The organism is Streptomyces sp. NBC_01116 (assembly GCF_041435495.1).
Classification (GTDB): Bacteria; Actinomycetota; Actinomycetes; order Streptomycetales; family Streptomycetaceae; genus Streptomyces.
Map to the genome: position 1 here is coordinate 4,724,447 of NZ_CP108644.1, position 18,822 is coordinate 4,743,268.

An 18,822-nucleotide genomic window follows, 5' to 3' on the forward strand; every position below is an offset into this window, starting at 1 on the left:
CCTGGCCCTGCTGAGCAGGGCCTTTTTCCTTGATTCTCTTCGGGTAATGGTCCTGCCTCATTACTGCATTCGAGCACGATCCCTCCGTCGATCTTTCGGCGTTGGAGGGAGGGCGATCAATTCTCATCCCACCCACTGTTTTGATCAGGTTCCGCTCCCTACAATCCGTCCACGACTTGAGCGCTGAGCGTCAAGGAGGACGTATGGCGGAGTTCTTCACCACCCCATTGGCAGCACTGACGCAAGAATCCGCATTCTCTGACCGACCCGTCTCCCTCGCGGCGGCGGTACTCACCGACGGCAACCGGCTGATCGTCATCGTGGTGGCGGTCGTCGCCGCCGCCGCGCTGATCGTCGCCCAGCTGCTCGTACGCCAGGTCCTGGCGGCCGGCGAGGGCACCGAGCGTATGAAGGAGATCGCCGCGGCGGTCCAGGAGGGCGCGAACGCCTATCTGGCCCGGCAACTGCGCACGGTCGGTGTCTTCTCCGTCGTCGTGTTCTTCCTCTTGTTCCTGTTGCCGGCCGACAACTGGTCGCAGCGCGCGGGGCGTTCCCTCTTCTTCCTGGTGGGTGCGCTTTTCTCGGCGGCGACCGGATACATCGGTATGCGGCTCGCCGTACGGAGCAATGTGCGCGTGGCCGCGGCCGCCCGTGAGGCGACTCCAGCGGAAGGCGAACCGGAAAGAGATCTCACCGCTGTCTCGCACAAAGCGATGAAGATCGCTTTCCGTACCGGTGGTGTGGTCGGAATGATCACGGTGGGACTCGGGCTGCTCGGGGCGTCCTGCGTGGTGCTCGTCTATGCCGCCGACGCGCCCAAGGTGCTGGAGGGGTTCGGCCTCGGCGCGGCGCTGATCGCCATGTTCATGAGGGTCGGCGGAGGCATCTTCACCAAGGCCGCGGATGTGGGCGCCGACCTGGTGGGCAAGGTGGAGCAGGGCATCCCGGAGGACGATCCGCGCAACGCCGCCACCATCGCCGACAACGTGGGCGACAACGTCGGTGACTGCGCGGGCATGGCCGCCGACCTCTTCGAGTCGTACGCCGTCACGCTCGTCGCGGCGCTCATCCTCGGCATGGCCGCGTTCGGCGACTCCGGGCTCGCCTTCCCCTTGATGGTCCCGGCGATCGGCGTCGTCACCGCGATGATCGGGATCTTCGCGGTGGCGCCGCGCCGCTCCGACCGCAGCGGGATGACCGCGATCAACCGCGGCTTCTTCATCTCCGCCGTGATCTCGCTCGCCCTGGTGGCCGTCGCCGCGTTCACCTATCTGCCCTCCTCGTACGCCGAGCTGGACGGGGTCACCGACGAGGCGATCGCCGGGCACGGGGGCGATCCGCGGATCTTCGCCCTCGTCGCGGTGGCCATCGGCATCGTCCTGGCCGCGCTCATCCAGCAGCTCACCGGCTACTTCACCGAGACCAACCGCCGCCCGGTCCGGGACATCGGGAAGTCGTCCCTCACCGGCCCGGCCACCGTGGTGCTGGCGGGCATCTCCATCGGCCTGGAATCGGCCGTCTACACGGCACTGCTGATCAGCCTCGGCGTCTACGGGGCGTTCCTGCTGGGCGGCACGTCGATCATGCTGGCGCTCTTCGCGGTCGCGCTCGCCGGGACGGGGCTCCTCACCACGGTGGGCGTCATCGTGGCCATGGACACCTTCGGGCCGGTCTCGGACAACGCGCAGGGCATCGCCGAGATGTCCGGGGACGTCACGGGGGCCGGCGCCCAGGTGCTCACCGACCTGGACGCGGTCGGCAACACGACCAAGGCCATCACCAAGGGCATCGCCATCGCCACCGCCGTCCTCGCGGCTGCGGCACTCTTCGGGTCCTACCGCGACGCCATCGCCACGGCGGTGGACGAGGTCGGGGCCGGGGCGGGCGAGCTGGGGCTGAGCCTGGACATCTCGCAGCCCAACAACCTCGTCGGCCTGATCCTGGGCGCCGCGGTCGTCTTCCTGTTCTCCGGGCTGGCCATCAACGCCGTCTCCCGGTCCGCCGGAGCGGTGGTCTACGAGGTCAGGCGGCAGTTCCGCGAGCATCCCGGGATCATGGACTACTCGGAGAAGCCGGAGTACGGGCGCGTCGTCGACATCTGCACCCGCGACGCCCTGCGCGAACTGGCCACACCGGGACTGCTCGCGGTCCTGGCACCGATCGCCGTCGGCTTCACCCTCGGCGTCGGCGCCCTCGGCTCCTACCTCGCGGGCGCGATCGCCACGGGCACGCTGATGGCCGTGTTCCTCGCCAACTCCGGGGGAGCCTGGGACAACGCCAAGAAGCTCGTCGAGGACGGCCACCACGGCGGCAAGGGCAGCGAGGCCCATGCCGCGACCGTCATCGGCGACACCGTCGGCGACCCGTTCAAGGACACGGCGGGCCCGGCGATCAACCCACTGCTCAAGGTGATGAACCTGGTCGCCCTGCTCATCGCCCCGGCGATCGTGCAGTTCAGCTACGGAGCGGACGCGAACCCGTGGGTGCGGGCACTGGTGGCCGTCGTCTCCATCGGGATCGTCGTCGTCGCGGTCTACGTCTCCAAGCGGCGCGGCATCGCCGTGGCCGATGACGACGCCTCGGGAGGGGGCGGTCCCTCGGCTCCCGCGACGGATCCGGCGGCGGCCCCGTGAGCCGTACGTGGCGAAGTGCGCCGGGTGTAGCGAAGTGGGCCGCGTGTAGCGAAGTGTGCCTGGTGGGCACACCCGTGGGACGCGTGGGCGTATCTGTGTGACACGTGATCAAGGAACGGGCGGGCGGTGCGTGTTGACGTGCCGTCCGCCTTCCCGTGCTCCGTCTCCGTCTCCGGCTCGGTCTCCGCCTCCCTCCGTGCTCCCGCGTCGGTGTGGGTCGGTGCCTGAGAACAGCCTTTCGGATGAGTGACCGATCGGGCGTCCGATTCTCTGGGTGAGTGGTATCTCCCTCATTTCCCTTGGTGCAAATGGCTTCAAAAGCACGCACACCGGATGACCGGCACCCGGCTGTCGTCCCCGCGGCGTGTAAGTTCCGGGGCCGAGAGCCTTGGAAGGGACCCATCCGGTGAACAAGAAGCTTGCAGCCGCACTGTCCGGCGGTGCGGTACTCGTACTGACGCTGTCGGGCTGCAGCGACGACAGCGACAACAAGGTCAACGACTGGGCCAAGAAGGTCTGCGACCAGGTTCAGCCGCAACTGCAGAAGATCGCCAACGCCAACGCCTCCATCCAGCAGCAGACCGCGGACAACAGCAAGCCCGCCGATGTCCAGAAGACCGACTCGGCCGCCTTCCAGCAGATCTCCCAGGCGTACAAGTCGCTGGGCGCAGCCGTGGACTCGGCCGGCCCGCCGCCGGTCGACGACGGCGAGACCACGCAGAAGGAAGCGGTGAAGGAGCTCAACGCCTCCTCCAAGGCGTACGCCGACCTCAAGACCGACGTCGACGCGCTCGACACCAAGGACCAGGCGAAGTTCGCCGACGGGCTGAAGGGCATCGCCGACGAGCTGAACAAGATCAGCACCAGCGGTGACCAGGCTCTGAAGAAGCTCCAGTCCGGCGAGGTCGGCGTCGCGATGTCGAAGCAGAAGGGCTGCCAGAAGCCGACTGCCTCGACCGGCCCCTCCGGCTCCGGGGCGGCCGGCTCCGACGCGTCCACGGAGGGCACGGCCCCCGACAAGAAGGACTCGACGGAGAAGGAGTCCGGGGACAAGGAGTCCGGGGACAAGGACTCCTCGGAGAAGCAGGGCTGAGCGCCGTTCTTCCGGCCCGGACACCTTGTGGGTGTCCGGGCCGCTGCCGTTGTCGGTGGGAGCGGACACAATGGGTGGGTGAGTAAGAGCAGCCTTCCCGCACCCGACCACGCCGCCGCCCTCCGTGAGGCCCTGCTCGCCGCGGACTTCACCGCGGACGGGCTCCTCGACCGCCTCGGCGCACCCGCCTATGCCGCCCTCGCCCGCAGCGAGACGGTCCCCGCCCTGCGGGCGACCCGGGGCGACACCCCGCTCGACACGCTGGTGCGGCTGTTCCTGTTGCAGCGTCCCGTCGCCGAGGAGCGGGCACGTGCCGCCCTGCCGCTCGCCGAGTGCGTCGCGGACGGCTGGGTGAGCCACGCGGACGGGACGGTCCGTGCGGGCGTCGACGTACGGCCGTACGGGGGGCCGGACGGCGAGGACTGGTTCATCGTGTCCGACCTCGGGTGCGCGGTCGGCGGTGCGGGCGGTATCGGCTCGCGCGATGAGGGCGTCGTCCTCGGGGTCGGCGGGGCCTCCACCACCCTCGCCGGGATCACCGTCCGGGCACCGGTCGCCTCGGCCCTCGACCTCGGTACGGGCTCCGGCATCCAGGCGCTGCACGCCGCCCAGCACGCGACCCGGGTCACCGCCACCGACCTCAACCCCCGTGCCCTGGAGTTCACCCGGCTCACCCTCGCCCTGTCCGGCGCCGCCCCCGCCGACCTGCGCGAGGGCTCCCTCTTCGAGCCGGTGGGCTCCGACACGTTCGACCTGATCGTCTCCAACCCGCCCTTCGTCATCTCGCCCGGCGCCCGCCTCACCTACCGGGACGGCGGCATGGGCGGCGACGACCTGTGCCGGGCGCTGGTGCAGCAGTCCGGCGACCATCTGAACGAGGGGGGCTACGCCCAGCTCCTCGCCAACTGGCAGCACGTGGAGGGCGAGGAGTGGCAGGACCGGCTGCGCTCCTGGGTGCCGCACGGCTGCGACGCCTGGATCGTCCAGCGCGAGGTCCAGGACGTCACGCAGTACGCCGAGCTGTGGCTGCGGGACAGCGGCGACCACCGCAGCGACCCCGCCGAGTACACCGAGCGGTACGAGGCGTGGCTCGACGAGTTCGAGGCGCGGGGCGCCACGGCCGTGGGATTCGGCTGGATCACCCTGCGCAAATCCGCCGCGGCGGCGGCCGGGAATCCCTCGATCGTCGTCGAGGAGTGGCCGCACGCCGTGCAGCAGCCGCTCGGACAGGCCGTCCAGGAGCACTTCGCCCGCCAGGACTACCTCCGCGACCAGGACGACGCGGCGCTCCTCGCCGGGCACTTCGTCCTCGCCACCGAGGTCGTGCAGGAGCAGGTCGGCCTGCCGGGCGCGGAGGACCCCGAACATGTGGTGCTGCGTCAGCACCGCGGCATGATGCGGGCGACCAAGGTCGACGCCGTGGCCGCCGGATTCGCGGGTGTGTGCGACGGCTCGCTGCCCGCCGGGCGGATTCTGGACGCCATCGCGCAGTTGATGGCGGAAGACCCGGTGCTCCTGCGCGACCGCACGCCGCAGGCGATCCGGCTGCTGGTCGAGGAGGGCTTCCTGGAGCCGGCGACCGGCGTCGTACCGCGGGGCCAGTAGGGCGCGGAGTGCGTGCTGGACGCGGCGGTGGAGTGCATGCAGTGCGGGGAAGGCGGCGCGGAGGCATGGCGGCCTACGACCTGGAGGCCGGGTCCGTAGGGCGGCGTGATCGGGAGGTCGTGTCCGTCAGGGCGGCGTGATCGGGAGGCCGGGTCCGTAGAACAGCGTGACCCGGGGGCCGATGCCCTGCGGCGGTGATCGCGACCGTCTTCCGGTACGGGGCGGGGACGCTTCCCGGTCGGGCGGTGCCGTCCTTGTCACCAGTGCGTTCCCGCTCGGCGCGCTCTCCGACGCGCCCGGACCGCGCATTCCGGTCGTGCGGCCCCTGTGTGGTCCCTGCGCTGTCCTCATGCGGTCCTCATGGGGTCCGCATGAGGGCCGTGTGTCTCTATGCGGCCGATGGGGTTCCGCTGGTCGGCGGGGGAGTGCTGTTCACCCCGGGTTCGTGTGGGCGATGCCCCGGGGTGACAACCTCCCGGTGCCGGACCGCCGAGGTCCGGCACCGGGACCGGTCGGCCCGTCCCGGGCGGTTCGCCACGACGGGCTAGGGGTACGACATGGAGAGCGTGTCAGCAGTCTTCGCCGGTACGGCCCTGGCGCTGTTCGGCGCCGCCCTCCTGATCTGGACCGGGGCGCGAGCCCTGCACCGTGCGCCGGTGGCGCACGGTGTGAGCCCCGTCGCCTCCACCGCACTCACGACCCTCTTCGGCGTGGTTTTCCTAGGCCTCGGCGTGTGGTGCTTCACGCTCGTCTGATCCCCGCCCCCGGCAGGGCGGCGCCCGGGCCGACAGGATGTCCGGCGGACACCGTGACCACCTCCGAAAAGACACCGGCCACCCCTCCGCGCGGCCCGGACCCGGCGGTCCGGGCGGCAGGAATGGCGGAAGTCGGGTTACCGTTCGAGTGGCCGTTGCGGGCTTTTGCCGTTTGACACGGGGGCGGGTTGTACCGTCACACTCCGCAGCGACAGCACCGCGGGCAGCGTCATGACGCTGCCCGGATGCCCATCGAGTGTCGACCGGAGAGAAGAGCGAAGTTGTCCCCGACCAGCGAGACCGCACAGGGCGGCCGCCGACTCGTCATCGTCGAGTCGCCTGCCAAGGCGAAGACGATCAAGGGCTATCTCGGCCCCGGATACGTCGTCGAGGCGAGCGTCGGGCACATCCGCGACCTCCCGAACGGCGCGGCCGAGGTCCCGGACGAGTACACCGGCGAGGTACGCCGCCTCGGGGTGGACGTCGAACACGACTTCCAGCCCATCTATGTCGTCAACGCCGACAAGAAGGCCCAGGTCAGGAAGCTCAAGCAGCTGCTGGCCGAGTCCGACGAACTCTTCCTCGCCACCGATGAGGACCGCGAGGGCGAAGCCATCGCGTGGCACCTCCAGGAAGTGCTCAAGCCCAAGGTCCCGGTCCACCGGATGGTCTTCCACGAGATCACCAAGGACGCGATCCGGGCCGCCGTCGCCAACCCGCGCGAGCTCAACCAGCGCATGGTCGACGCCCAGGAGACCCGCCGCATCCTCGACCGCCTCTACGGCTACGAGGTCTCGCCGGTCCTGTGGAAGAAGGTCATGCCGAAGCTCTCGGCGGGCCGCGTCCAGTCCGTCGCCACCCGGCTCGTCGTCGAGCGGGAGCGCGAGCGCATCGCCTTCCGCTCCGCCGAGTACTGGGACCTGACCGGAAAGTTCGCCACCGGCCGCGCCGGTGACGCCTCCGACCCCTCGACCCTCACCGCCCGCCTCAGCGCGGTCGACGGCCGTCGGATCGCCCAGGGCCGCGACTTCGGCCCCGACGGGCAGCTGAAGGCCGGCTCCGCCCAGACCCTGCACCTGGACGAGACGAACGCCCGCGCCCTGGCCGCCGCGCTCGCCGACTCCTCCTTCGCGGTCCGGTCCGTCGAGTCGAAGCCGTACCGCCGCTCCCCGTACGCCCCCTTCCGGACCACGACCCTCCAGCAGGAGGCGAGCCGCAAGCTGGGCTTCGGGGCGAAGGCGACCATGCAGGTGGCGCAGAAGCTGTACGAGAACGGCTTCATCACCTATATGCGTACGGACTCCACGACCCTCTCGGACACCGCGGTCTCCGCGGCCCGGGCCCAGGTCACGCAGTTGTACGGGGCGAACTACCTCCCCGAGAAGCCGCGTACGTACGCGGGGAAGGTCAAGAACGCGCAGGAGGCGCACGAGGCGATCCGCCCCTCCGGCGACCGCTTCCGCACCCCTGCCGAGACCGGCCTCACCGGCGACCAGTTCCGGCTCTACGAGCTGATCTGGAAGCGGACCGTCGCCTCCCAGATGAAGGACGCGACCGGCAACTCCGTCACCGTCAAGATCGGCGGCCGGGCGAGCGACGGCCGGGACGCCGAGTTCTCCGCGTCCGGTAAGACGATCACCTTCCACGGCTTCATGAAGGCGTACGTCGAGGGCGCGGACGACCCGAACGCCGAGCTGGACGACCGCGAGCGCCGGCTGCCGCAGGTGGCCGAGGGCGACGCGCTGTCCGCCGACGAGGTCACGGTCGACGGGCACGCCACCAAGCCCCCGGCCCGCTACACCGAGGCCTCGCTGGTCAAGGAGCTGGAAGAGCGCGAGATCGGCCGCCCGTCGACGTACGCCTCGATCATCGGGACCATCCTCGACCGCGGCTACGTCTTCAAGAAGGGCACGGCCCTCGTCCCGTCCTTCCTGTCCTTCGCCGTGGTCAACCTGCTGGAGAAGCACTTCGGCCGGCTCGTCGACTACGACTTCACCGCCCGCATGGAGGACGACCTCGACCGCATCTCGCGGGGCGAGGCCCAGTCCGTGCCGTGGCTCAAGCGCTTCTACTTCGGCGCCCAGCCCGGTGAGGACACCGCCGGAGCCGGATCGGCCTCCGACGCGGGCAACGGCGACGGCGACCACCTCGGCGGCCTGAAGGCACTGGTCACCGACCTCGGCGCGATCGACGCCCGGGAGATCTCCTCCTTCCCCGTCGGCAACGACATCAAGCTCCGTGTCGGCCGCTACGGCCCGTACATCGAGCGGGGCGAGAAGGACGCCGAGGGTCACCAGCGTGCCGACGTCCCCGAGGACCTGGCCCCCGACGAGCTGACCGTGGAGCTCGCGGAGGAGCTGCTGGCGAAGCCCAGCGGCGACTTCGAGCTGGGTGCCGACCCCGTCAGCGGGAACCAGATCATCGCCAAGGACGGCCGCTACGGCCCGTACGTCACCGAGGTGCTGCCCGAGGGGACGCCGAAGACCGGCAAGAACGCGGTGAAGCCGCGGACCGCCTCCCTCTTCAAGTCCATGTCGCTGGACACGGTCACCCTCGCCGACGCCCTCAAGCTGATGTCGCTGCCGCGCGTCGTCGGCGAGGACGCCGAGGGCGTCGAGATCACCGCGCAGAACGGCCGCTACGGCCCGTATCTGAAGAAGGGCACCGACTCCCGGTCGCTGACCTCCGAGGACCAGCTCTTCGACATCACCCTCGAAGAGGCCCTCGCGATCTACGCCCAGCCCAAGCAGCGCGGCCGGGCCGCGGCCAAGCCGCCGCTGAAGGAGCTGGGCACCGACCCGGTCAGCGGTGCGCCGGTCGTGGTGAAGGACGGCCGCTTCGGCGCGTACGTCACCGACGGCGAGACCAACGCGACGCTGCGGACCGACGACAGCGTCGAGGACATCACGCCGGAGCGCGGCTACGAGCTGCTCGCCGAGAAGCGCGCCAAGGGGCCCGCGAAGAAGAAGACGGCCAAAAAGGCCCCGGCGAAGAAGGCGACGGTCAAGAAGACGGCCGCGAAGAAGACGACGGCCACCAAGACCACGGCCGCCAAGAAGACCGCGGCGAAGAAGACGACGACGGCGAAGAAGGCGGCGACCGCCACGACGGCCGCCAAGACGGCTGCCAAGAAGGCGACGGCGACAGCGGGGAAGACCGCTTCCGCCTCGTCCTCCGCCGCCGCCCCGTCGGACGACTGACCCCGCCGTCACGCGGATCGCACCCAGCCGCCCGGTACCTCGATCCCTGTGATCCAGGTGCCGGGCGGTGGTGCGTGAAGGAAACCGGGCGGCGATGCGCAAGAGGGTCTCGCGCACCATGGCCGGAAGTTGTCTGCGTCCATATGTTCGGACGGGCCGACGGTCACCGCACCGCTGCCGATAGGCTGGGCGGATGACGCGAGCCGAGCAGCCAACGGTCGTGAGCCCCACCTCCGACACACTTGCCGCAGACTCACGCGAGCGCGCCGTACGGGCACTGTTGCGTATTCCCCCGCTGAAGCGGTTGTGGAGCGCCCAGCTCGTCGGCGGTATCGGCGATGCACTCGCCCTTCTCGTGCTGGTGCTGCTGTCGCTGCAAGCGGCGGTCCTTGAGGGCTCATTCGGCACCGGATACCGCGGGGCGGCCTTCGCCGTCGCCGCCGTCTTCGGTGCCCGGATCCTTTCCACCCTGTTCTTCGGAGCCGTACTCCTGGGGCCCTTGACGTCCCTCACGGGGCCCGGCGGAAAGCTGGACCGACGATGGCTGATGATCGGGGTCGACGGGCTGCGCCTGGCGCTCCTGGTCGTCGCCCCGCTGTGGATCGACTGGACGCCCGACAAGGCGCTCATGATGATCCTCATCACCGTCTTCGTGACCGGCGCCGGTGAGCGCCTGTGGGCCGTGGCCAAGGACAGCGCCGCACCGGCGCTGCTGCCGGCCCCGCCCCTCGAAGGCGCTGCCGTACGCCCCCTGCCCGACCACCTCGACGCCCTGCGCCGCCTCTCGCTGCGTACGAACTTCCTCGCCGTGCCCGCCGCCGCGCTGGTCCTGCTGGCCGCCACGCTGGTCGGCAACCTCCTCGGCTCGGGCCTGGAGTGGTTCTCCTTCCACCAGGCGGCCCTGGGGTCCTACGTCGCGGCCGGGCTCTTCTCGGCCTCCATCTCCATCCTGTACTTCATCCAGTTCCCGGCCACGCAGACGCCCCGGCCGCGCTCCCCGCTGGAGGGGCTGCGCCGCCCCGCCACCGGCAACGGCCCGGACAAGGGCCGTACCGGCGCCGTCCCCCTGCTGGTCGCGGTCTGCGCGGCTCTCGCCGGAGCCGTAGCGGCGGCCGCGGCCGTCTCCGTCCTGCACGCGTACGACCTCGGCGGCGGGCCCGCGACCTTCGCGCTGCTGGTCCTCGGACTGACCGGTGGCACCGCCCTCGGCATCCGTACCGCGCGCCAGGTGCTGCCCACCCTGTCGCGCCGCCGTCTGCTGGCGCTGGCCGTCATGGTCACCGGCCTCGCGCTCCTCGCGCTCGGCCTGGTGCCGGACACCGCGACGGGAATCGCCATCGCCCTGGTCGCCGGCTACGCCGCCGGGGTCGCCGCGAACACCGGACACACCCTGATCGACCAGGAGACCGAGGCGTTCCGGCAGGCCCGGACCACCGAGCACCTCCAGGCCGTCGCCCGGGTGCTCGTCGCGCTCGGCGCGGTCGCGGGCCCCCTGCTGGCCGCCGCGATCGGGCGGCACCGCCTGGTCGCCGGCGACTTCGTCTTCGCCCACGGCGGGGCCGCGTTCACCCTGATGCTCCTCGGCGCGCTGCTGCTGCCCGTCGCCGCGCTCGTCCTCGCCAGGACGGACGACCGGGCGGGCGTGCCGCTCCGCCGGGACCTGCGCGAGGCGCTGCGCGGCGGCGACCCGGCGGTCGCGCCCGCGGCCACCGGCTTCTTCCTCGCCCTGGAGGGCGGCGACGGAGCGGGCAAGTCCACTCAGGTCGAGGCGCTCGCCGACTGGATCCGGTCCAAGGGCCACGAGGTCGTCGTGACCCGTGAGCCCGGGGCCACGCCCGTCGGCAAGCGGCTGCGGTCGATCCTGCTCGACGTGTCCTCCGCCGGCCTGTCCAACCGGGCCGAGGCCCTGCTGTACGCCGCCGACCGCGCCGAGCACGTCGACTCCGTGGTCCGCCCGGCGCTGGAGCGCGGCGCGATCGTCATCTCCGACCGCTACATCGACTCGTCCGTCGCCTACCAGGGCGCGGGCCGGGACCTGGCCCCGACCGAGATCGCCCGGATCTCGCGGTGGGCGACGAGTGGCCTCGTACCGCATCTGACGGTGCTCCTGGACGTCGATCCGGCGACCGCGCGGGAGCGGTTCACCGAGGCGCCGGACCGGCTGGAGTCGGAGCCCGTCGAATTCCACGAGCGGGTGCGGTCCGGGTTCCTGACCCTCGCCGCCGCCGACCCGACGCGCTATCTGGTGGTGGACGCCGGCCAGGAGCCGGAGTCGATCACCACCGTCGTACGTCACCGGCTCGACCAGCTCCTGCCGCTCTCCGAGGCCGAGATCGAGGCCATCGAGGAGGCCCGCCGCCAGGCCATCGAGGAGGCCCGGCGCAAGGCCGAGGAGGAGGCCGCGCGCAAGGCCGAGGAGGAGCGCCTGGAGAAGGAGCGCCAGGAGCAGCTCGCCCGGCTGCGCGCCGAGGAGGAGGAGCGCAAGCAGCGCGAGCTGGAGGAGGCCCGCCGCCGCGAGGCCGAGCGCCAGGCCGAGGAGGCCCGGCAGCGCGCCGAGGAGGCCCGCCGCCGCGCCGAGGAGGACCGGCTGCGGCTGGAGGCCGAGGAGCGGGTCCGCGAGGCCGAGCAGGAACGCCTGCGCAAGCAGGCCGAGGAGGAGGCCCGGCTCCGCAAGGAGGCCGAGGCGCAGCGGCTGGAGAAGCAGCGCAGGGCCGAAGAGGCCCTGATGCGCGCCGAGGAGGCCCGCCGCCGGGCCGAGGCCGAGGCCGCCGCCCGTACGGAGGCGGCGCGGGCCGAGGCCGATCGTGCGGAGGCCCAGCGTGCGGAGGCCGATCGTGCCGAGGAGGCGCGGGCGTCGCGTACCTCCGGCGACTCCCGTACGGAGACGTCGTCGCGGTCGTCCGCGTCGTCGTCCTCACGGTCCTCGGAGTCGGAGGGCCCGTCCGTTCCGGAGAACGAGCTCACGGTGCCCACACCGATCGTGAACCCGAACGAGATCACGCAGCCGGTCCCGGCGGTCCGGCCGGAGGACGACCGTCCTTCCGGATCCGGTACGGGTACGGATACGAATACGGGCAGGGGCGCACGTTCGGGGTCCGCTCTCGGGGACGACGAGACGGCGATGCTGCCGCGCTTCTCGGACCAGGGGCGGGCGGACCAGCGGCCGACGGACCGCCGGCCGGCCCGGGACGCGGACGAGACGGCCGTGCTGCCGCCGGTCTCCGCCGATCAGCCCTCCGACCGGGTGCCCCAGGGCTTCTTCCGGGACGAGAGCCCGGCGCCCTCGCCCGCGGAGAGCGAGAACGAGCGCACCCGGGAACTGCCGCAGGTCGAGGACCCGAACGCCGGGGCGACCTCCGACCGGCAGCGGGGCCGCCGCAAGCGCCCCCGCTCGGACTGGGCGGAGGAGACCCCGCTGGACGATCTGCCGACCCTGGCGGACGAGCTGCTCGGTGGCCAGGAGGACGACGGCCCCGCCGGCCGGGGGCGTCGCCCGCGCGGCTGACAGCCCCGGGCCGGGGGCGTCGCCTGCGAGCTGACGCTCCCGCCCCATCGTCGACGGTGAAGTACCGGACCGTCCGCCCCTCCGGGGGCGGGCGGGCCGGACTGTTTGTGGCGCGCCCCCCCACGACGGGGCGGGCGGCCGGACTGTCAGTGGCGTCCCCCACAATGGGAAGCCACGACGCACCGCGGTTCCGCTGCACCGCACGACACCACCGGAAGGGCGGTGACCCATGACCGTATGGGACGACCTGGTCGGACAGACCCGCGTGCGGGAACAGCTCGCCGCCGCCGCCAAGGACGCCGACGCCCTGGTCACCGCGGTGTCCGACGGCAAGCCGCTGGACCAGGGCTCGAAGATGACGCACGCCTGGCTGTTCACCGGACCGCCCGGCTCCGGCCGGTCCACGGCGGCACGGGCCTTCGCCGCCGCGCTCCAGTGCACGAGCCCGGACCGGGCGCTGGGCGGCGCGCCCGGCTGCGGTTTCTGCGACGGCTGCCACACCAGCCTGATCGGCACGCACGCCGACGTCCAGATCATCCGTACGGACCTCCTCTCCATCGGCGTGAAGGAGACCCGCGACCTGGTCCGGCGCGCCCAGCTCTCGCCGGCGGTCGGCCGCTGGCAGGTCATCGTGATGGAGGACGCCGACCGTCTCACCGAGGGCGCCGGCAACGTCCTGCTGAAGGCCGTCGAGGAGCCCGCGCCACGCACCGTCTGGATGCTGTGCGCCCCCTCGCTCGAAGACGTCCTGCCCACGATCCGTTCCCGCTGCCGCCACCTCACCCTGAGCACCCCGCCGGTGGAGGCGGTGGCCGACGTCCTGATCCGCCGCGACGGCGTCGACCCCGAGCGGGCGCACTCCGCGGCGCGCGCCACCCAGGGGCACATCGGCCGGGCGCGCCGTCTCGCGACGGACGAGCGGGCGCGGGCGCGGCGGGCGGCGGTGCTGAAGGTTCCGCTCCGGGTCGCCGACGTCGGCGGCTGCCTCAAGGCGGCGCAGGAGCTGATCGACACGGCCACCGACGACGCCAAGCAGCTGGCGGAGGAGGTCGACGTCAAGGAGACCGAGGACCTCAAGGCGGCGCTCGGCGGAGTGGCCGGGGGCCGGATGCCGCGCGGCACGGCGGGGGCGATGAAGGAGCTGGAGGACAAGCAGAAGCGCCGCAAGACGCGTACGCAGCGGGACAGCCTCGATCTGGCGCTGACCGAGCTGACCGGGTTCTACCGCGATGTGCTGGCGCTCCAGCTCGGTTCGAAGCTGGCGATCGCCAACGTCGACGTGCAGGACTCCCTTGACCGGATCGCGGAGTCCTCGACGCCCGCGCAGACCCTGCGCAGGATCGAGTCCGTGATCGCCTGCCGGGACGCGATGGACCGCAACGTGGCGCCGCTGCTCGCGGTGGAGGCGATGACGATGGCGCTGCGGGCCGGCTGAGGGGCACGCTGCCGCGGTCCCTGTTCACCCGAATGCGCAGGGAATCGGACGACTCGTCACCCGGCGGATACGCTCCCTGAATGGATACCAGGCGGCTGCTCCGCACCTTCGCCATCGGGATCGGCACTGCCGGCCTGCTCATCTCCGGCTGTAGTGGCAGCGGCTCGTCGCCGAGCGCCTCGGCCACCGGCACCGCGGCTCCCGAGGGGCTGTCGTCGTACTACGCGCAGAAGCTGAGCTGGCGCGACTGCGGCGTGGAGGGGTTCGAGTGCGCGACGATGAAGGCGCCGAAGGACTACGACCAGCCGGATGACGGCGACATCGACCTCGCCGTCTCCCGCAAGAAGGCCACCGGTCCGGGCCGGCGGATCGGCTCCCTCCTGGTGAATCCGGGCGGCCCCGGCGGCTCCGCGGTCGGCTATCTCCAGGGGTACGCGGCACTGGGCTATCCCGCCCAGGTGAGGGCCCGCTACGACATGGTCGCGATCGACCCGCGCGGTGTGGCCCGCAGCGAACCCGTCGAGTGCCTCACGGGGCCGGAGATGGACGCCTACACCCAGGTCGACCAGACGCCCGACGACGGGGCGGAGGTCAAGAAGCTGAGCGCGTCCTTCCAGAAGTTCGCGGCGGGCTGCGAGAAGCGGAGCGGCGAGATCCTCCCGTACGTGTCCACCGTCGACACGGCCCGGGACATGGACGTCCTGCGGGCCCTGCTCGGCGACGAGAAGCTGCATTACGTCGGAGCCTCGTACGGGACCTTCCTGGGCGCCACCTACGCGGACCTCTTCCCGGAGCGGGCGGGCCGCCTCGTCCTGGACGGGGCGATGGACCCCTCCCAGAAGGCCGTCGACATGAACCGCGACCAGACGGCGGGCTTCGAGGGGGCCTTCCAGTCCTTCGCCGCCGACTGCGTCGAGCAGCCGGACTGCCCGCTCGGCACCACGTCCACCGCCGACGCGGCGACCGCGCTGAAGCAGCTCTTCAAGGACCTGGACGCCAAGCCCATCCCGACCGGCGACGACCGCAAGCTGGGCGAGTCCCTGGCCACCACCGGGGTGATCGCCGCCATGTACGACGAGGCGGCCTGGCCCCAGCTCCGCGAGGCGCTGGCGGGCGCGCAGCGCAGCGACGGCTCCGGCCTCCTGTCCTTGGCCGACAGCTACTACGAGCGCGAGCCGAACGGGAAGTACGCGAACCTGATGTTCGCCAACGCCGCCGTGAACTGCCTCGACCTGCCGCCCGCCTTCGACGGCCCCGACGCGGTCGAGAAGGCGGTCCCGGACTTCGAGAAGGCCTCCCCGGTCTTCGGCCGCGGCTTCGCCTGGGCCTCCCTGAACTGCGCCTACTGGCCCACCGAGGCCACGGGCACCCCGCACCGCACCGAGGCGAAGGGCGCCGACCCGATCGTGGTCGTCGGCACCACCCGCGACCCGGCCACCCCGTACAAGTGGTCCCGCTCCCTCGCCGAGCAGCTCTCCTCCGGCACCCTGCTCACCTACGAGGGCGACGGCCACACCGCGTACGGCCGGGGCAGCGACTGCGTCGACACGGCGATCAACACGTACCTCCTGGAGGGCACCGCGCCCACCGACGGCAAGAAGTGCACCTGACCCCCTGCCCTTCCGGCCTGCCCTGCCCCTCCGACCCGCCCTGACCAGCGCGAACGCCTCCGGGGATGCTGTGTGCGGAGCACCCCGGGAAACTGTGTAGACTTGGCCCCGCTGCTGATCGCACCATGGTGCGACAGGGCGCGCCGCCTTAGCTCAGTTGGCCAGAGCAACGCACTCGTAATGCGTAGGTCTCGGGTTCGAATCCCGAAGGCGGCTCAGAAGAACCCCAGGTCACGTAGCCCGTGACCTGGGGTTTTCTGTTGCTCGGGGCATGGCGAGTCACATGGCCGGGAGTGACGTTGCTTGCGTGAGCGGAGTCGCCGGGGACCTACTTCTTGGGCTTTCGGCGTGTGGCCTTCTTGGCGGCCTTGGCCTGGGCTTCCGCCTCGTCCTTCTTCGGCTGGCCGCCCTTGCCAGCGCGGGCCTTCCTGGCCTCCTCCTTCCTCGCTGCCTTGCGCTGGTGGGGGACGAGCTTCGCGGTGGCCTCGGCGGCACTCTTGCGATGTGAGGGAGGACGCTCTGGTGTCGTCGAGTGCGGCCTTCGCTGGGCGTTGTCCTTCAGGATCTGGGTATCTGCCTCGCGGATGCCGATGAACATCTGGGTGAGGTGGCTGACGCGCAATCGGTCCAGGCGCCGGTTGCCGATGCGCGGCTTCAGATGGACGCGGATGTCGGTCTCGTAGCGGTTGAGGCCGGACTTACGTATGTGCTTGCCGACCAGTCACCGGTCGAGCCATTCGGCGACGGTCAGGCTGCCGACGAGGCCTTGGCCGGAGTGGAGGCGCCGCCTTGTCTCCTCGACCTCGGGCAGGGGAGCCTGCTCTCGCCCTGATGCTTGTCCGTTCTCCTGCCGGAGGTCGACTGCCCCACCTCGGCGGATTCGCTTGGCCGGGTGGAGCCGGCCGGGCGGTTCTCGTTGAAGAAGGATTGCCAGACCCGTTCCTGCAGCGCACCGATGCAGGCGCCGCACGCGTACATCGGGTCCTGGGCCCCGGCGACTCTGGCGGGGCCGATCCACAGGACGCGCGTCCACCGCTGCCCGCAGTAGAGCCAGCAGGGTCCGTCGACCCACTCGTTGCCGTCGTCGGTGGCCGCCGGTGAGGGCAGTCCTCCTCGGGCGAACTCGGCGATCCCGGGGATCACCCTGTGTTGTAGGGCGACTTCCTTCAGCATTGCTCGTCTCCCTCCGCGATCAACGGTCCTGGGCCGTGGGAGAAGCTTCCTTCTGCTTCTCGGTTTCGGAGAACAGGAGCGTGGGTTCGGAGAGGATGTCGCGGTTGGACTCGCTCTTGTAGATCTCGTCGACGCTGCCGAACCGGGCTTCGGAGTAGGCGAGGTCCAGCAGGGCGGCGGCCTGGCGCACCGATGCCTCGTCGGGTCCTTCGATCTCCAGGAAGGTGGGGAGGTCCGGCCAGGTGTCGAAGTCGAAGGCGACCTCGCCCAGGCGCCATTCCTCGCGGTAGTTCTCCTGGTATCGGACCTCGGTGAGGCCGACCCGGCGCAGGATGTCGGCCATGGCGTGAAGGTCGGTGACCTCGGTTTCGATCTCCTTGGTGCCGTCGATCGTCGTGGCGTCGGTGACCTGCTTGAGGGTGAGCGTCGAGCGGGTGCCCTCGTCCCGCAGCCGAATCCAGGCTCCGCCGTCGAGGGAGTCGTTCTCGAAGATCTTGCGGGTGAGGAGAGTGCGGGGGAACGCCTGGACGGCACCGAGGGCGCTCAGCTTGTTCTGGAGGCCGGCGACGTCCACGGCCAGGAACTTCGCCTCGTATTCGTGCTTCATGGGGCCTTCTCTCAGAAGTGGTCGGTGAGGGTGGACGCCCGGGCCGCGAGCAGGAGGCCCATGCGGTGGGTGTGGTCATGCAGCTGGCCGACGTGGGCGCGTTCCGTGAACTCGGTGGTGCGCAGGGTGAGCAGGACCTCCCAGTCGCCGATGAAGTGGGGGTGAAGGCGTTCCGGGGAGGTGTAGTGCTCGATCATGTGGTGGCGTCTTTCGACGGGCATCATGAACTCCGCGCCGAACATGCCGCCTGGGCGGACCAGGCGCTGCATGCGGTCGACGAACTCGCCGAGCGGGCGGTGGTGGTTGGCACTGTAGTGCCACGAGCAGCTCGTCCAGACCGCGTCGCACTGCGGGCCCAGAGGTTCACCGTCCAGGAAGTCGTCCTCAACGACCTCTACGCGTTCGTGGAGTTCTTCGAGCTTCAGTCGATCGATCAGTCCCAACGCGTGGGCCTGGCTGTCACCCGGGAGGTGGACGTCGCCCCCGTGGAGGGCGACCGCGTCACGTTCGACGGCGACGACGCGGTAGCCGGCGGCGGCGAGGGGCAGGACGAACTTGCCGTCGCTCGCGCCGACCACCGCGACGGTGGCGTCAGGGGCGACACGTTCCCGCAACGTGGCGAGGAACTGCGGGAAGAACGTGAGGGTGTGCTCCCACAGGCTCTGAGTCTGCATGGGGGTGCGCTCCTTGCGTATCGGTCTTCATGATCACTCGAAGGACCTCGTCGGGGCTGCGCCCTGTGGTGTCGACGCGATGCATCGGGAACGAGGCGTAGGCGTCCGTCACCCGGTCCGTAGCGGTCTCGATCAGTGAGTCCCACCGCGACACCGGCTTGTTCCGCCCAGCGAGTCGACGTTGTCTCTCGTCGTTGTCGCAGACGAGGTGGTAGGTAGAGGGTGTCGGCAGCCGGCTCGGCAGGGTGATACCGAGTTGTGCCCCCAGGGCCCGGTGAGTGGTGAGGCACCGGGCGAAGTAGCTCTCGACGACGACCGGGACGCCGGCGTCGAGGTGGTGCTGGATCTCCTCGGCCGCGGTGAACAGGCCCGAGAGGTAGAAGCACATCCGTGCCTCTACGTTCGTCCGCTCGTCCAGCGCCTGCCTGAGCGGCTGGTAGGGCAGAGGGACGGTAGCGACGAGGACGGCCTGCCGGGCGGCGGCGAGCATGGGCGCCAGGGTGGATTTTCCGGTGCCGCGTAACCCCTCCAG

The 18,822-nt window shown here is 71.0% G+C and carries 13 protein-coding genes and 1 tRNA gene; 9 read left to right on the plus strand and 5 right to left on the minus strand.

From position 1 onward, the window contains the following. Nucleotides 1-203: 203 nt before the first annotated feature. The 9 genes from OG245_RS20635 to OG245_RS20675 all read left to right on the plus strand — a co-directional run bounded on the left by OG245_RS20635 (nt 204) and on the right by OG245_RS20675 (nt 16,052). A complete protein-coding gene (locus OG245_RS20635) occupies nt 204-2,633 on the plus strand; it encodes a sodium-translocating pyrophosphatase (protein ID WP_371624964.1) in 2,430 nt (809 codons plus the stop codon). 406 nt (nt 2,634-3,039) lie between these two features. Next, a complete protein-coding gene (locus tag OG245_RS20640; RefSeq protein ID WP_371624965.1) occupies nt 3,040-3,726 on the plus strand; it encodes a small secreted protein in 687 nt (228 codons plus the stop codon). A gap of 78 nt (nt 3,727-3,804) precedes the next feature. Continuing rightward, nucleotides 3,805-5,331 carry a methyltransferase gene (locus OG245_RS20645; protein WP_371624966.1) on the plus strand — a complete coding sequence of 509 codons (1,527 nt, stop codon included), beginning with the start codon at nt 3,805-3,807 and terminating at the stop codon, nt 5,329-5,331. Nucleotides 5,332-5,888: 557 nt separating this feature from the next. Next, on the plus strand, nt 5,889-6,086 hold the full coding sequence (locus OG245_RS20650) for a hypothetical protein (protein WP_032791540.1): 198 nt from the start codon (nt 5,889-5,891) through the stop codon (nt 6,084-6,086). A 281-nt stretch (nt 6,087-6,367) separates the two neighbouring features. After that, a complete protein-coding gene (gene topA, locus OG245_RS20655; protein ID WP_371624967.1) occupies nt 6,368-9,286 on the plus strand; it encodes a type I DNA topoisomerase in 2,919 nt (972 codons plus the stop codon). Nucleotides 9,287-9,479: 193 nt separating this feature from the next. Beyond that, a complete protein-coding gene (gene tmk / locus OG245_RS20660) occupies nt 9,480-12,791 on the plus strand; it encodes a dTMP kinase (RefSeq protein ID WP_371624968.1) in 3,312 nt (1,103 codons plus the stop codon). Nucleotides 12,792-13,020: 229 nt separating this feature from the next. Then, nucleotides 13,021-14,226, plus strand: a complete 1,206-nt coding sequence (locus OG245_RS20665; RefSeq protein ID WP_371624969.1) for a DNA polymerase III subunit delta' — start codon at nt 13,021-13,023, stop codon at nt 14,224-14,226. An 80-nt stretch (nt 14,227-14,306) separates the two neighbouring features. Further along, a complete protein-coding gene (locus tag OG245_RS20670) occupies nt 14,307-15,836 on the plus strand; it encodes an alpha/beta hydrolase (protein WP_371624970.1) in 1,530 nt (509 codons plus the stop codon). A gap of 142 nt (nt 15,837-15,978) precedes the next feature. Then, nucleotides 15,979-16,052 (plus strand) — tRNA-Thr (locus OG245_RS20675). A gap of 112 nt (nt 16,053-16,164) precedes the next feature. Here OG245_RS20675 and OG245_RS20680 read toward each other — a convergent pair. The 5 genes from OG245_RS20680 to OG245_RS20700 all read right to left on the minus strand — a co-directional run bounded on the left by OG245_RS20680 (nt 16,165) and on the right by OG245_RS20700 (nt 18,780). Beyond that, the gene (locus OG245_RS20680) at nt 16,165-16,434 is read right to left on the minus strand and encodes a hypothetical protein (protein WP_371624971.1); all 270 of its coding nucleotides are present in this window, start codon (nt 16,432-16,434) and stop codon (nt 16,165-16,167) included. A gap of 149 nt (nt 16,435-16,583) precedes the next feature. Further along, nucleotides 16,584-17,009, minus strand: coding sequence for a hypothetical protein (locus OG245_RS20685; RefSeq protein WP_371624972.1), 426 nt, complete (start codon nt 17,007-17,009; stop codon nt 16,584-16,586). A gap of 19 nt (nt 17,010-17,028) precedes the next feature. Beyond that, nucleotides 17,029-17,616, minus strand: a complete 588-nt coding sequence (locus OG245_RS20690; protein ID WP_371624973.1) for a class IV adenylate cyclase — start codon at nt 17,614-17,616, stop codon at nt 17,029-17,031. 11 nt (nt 17,617-17,627) lie between these two features. Continuing rightward, a complete protein-coding gene (locus OG245_RS20695; protein ID WP_371624974.1) occupies nt 17,628-18,290 on the minus strand; it encodes a class I SAM-dependent methyltransferase in 663 nt (220 codons plus the stop codon). Beyond that, nucleotides 18,208-18,780, minus strand: a complete 573-nt coding sequence (locus OG245_RS20700) for a hypothetical protein (protein ID WP_371624975.1) — start codon at nt 18,778-18,780, stop codon at nt 18,208-18,210. The genes OG245_RS20695 and OG245_RS20700 overlap by 83 nt, the downstream gene beginning before the upstream one ends. Between the last annotated feature and the right edge of the window lie 42 nt (nt 18,781-18,822).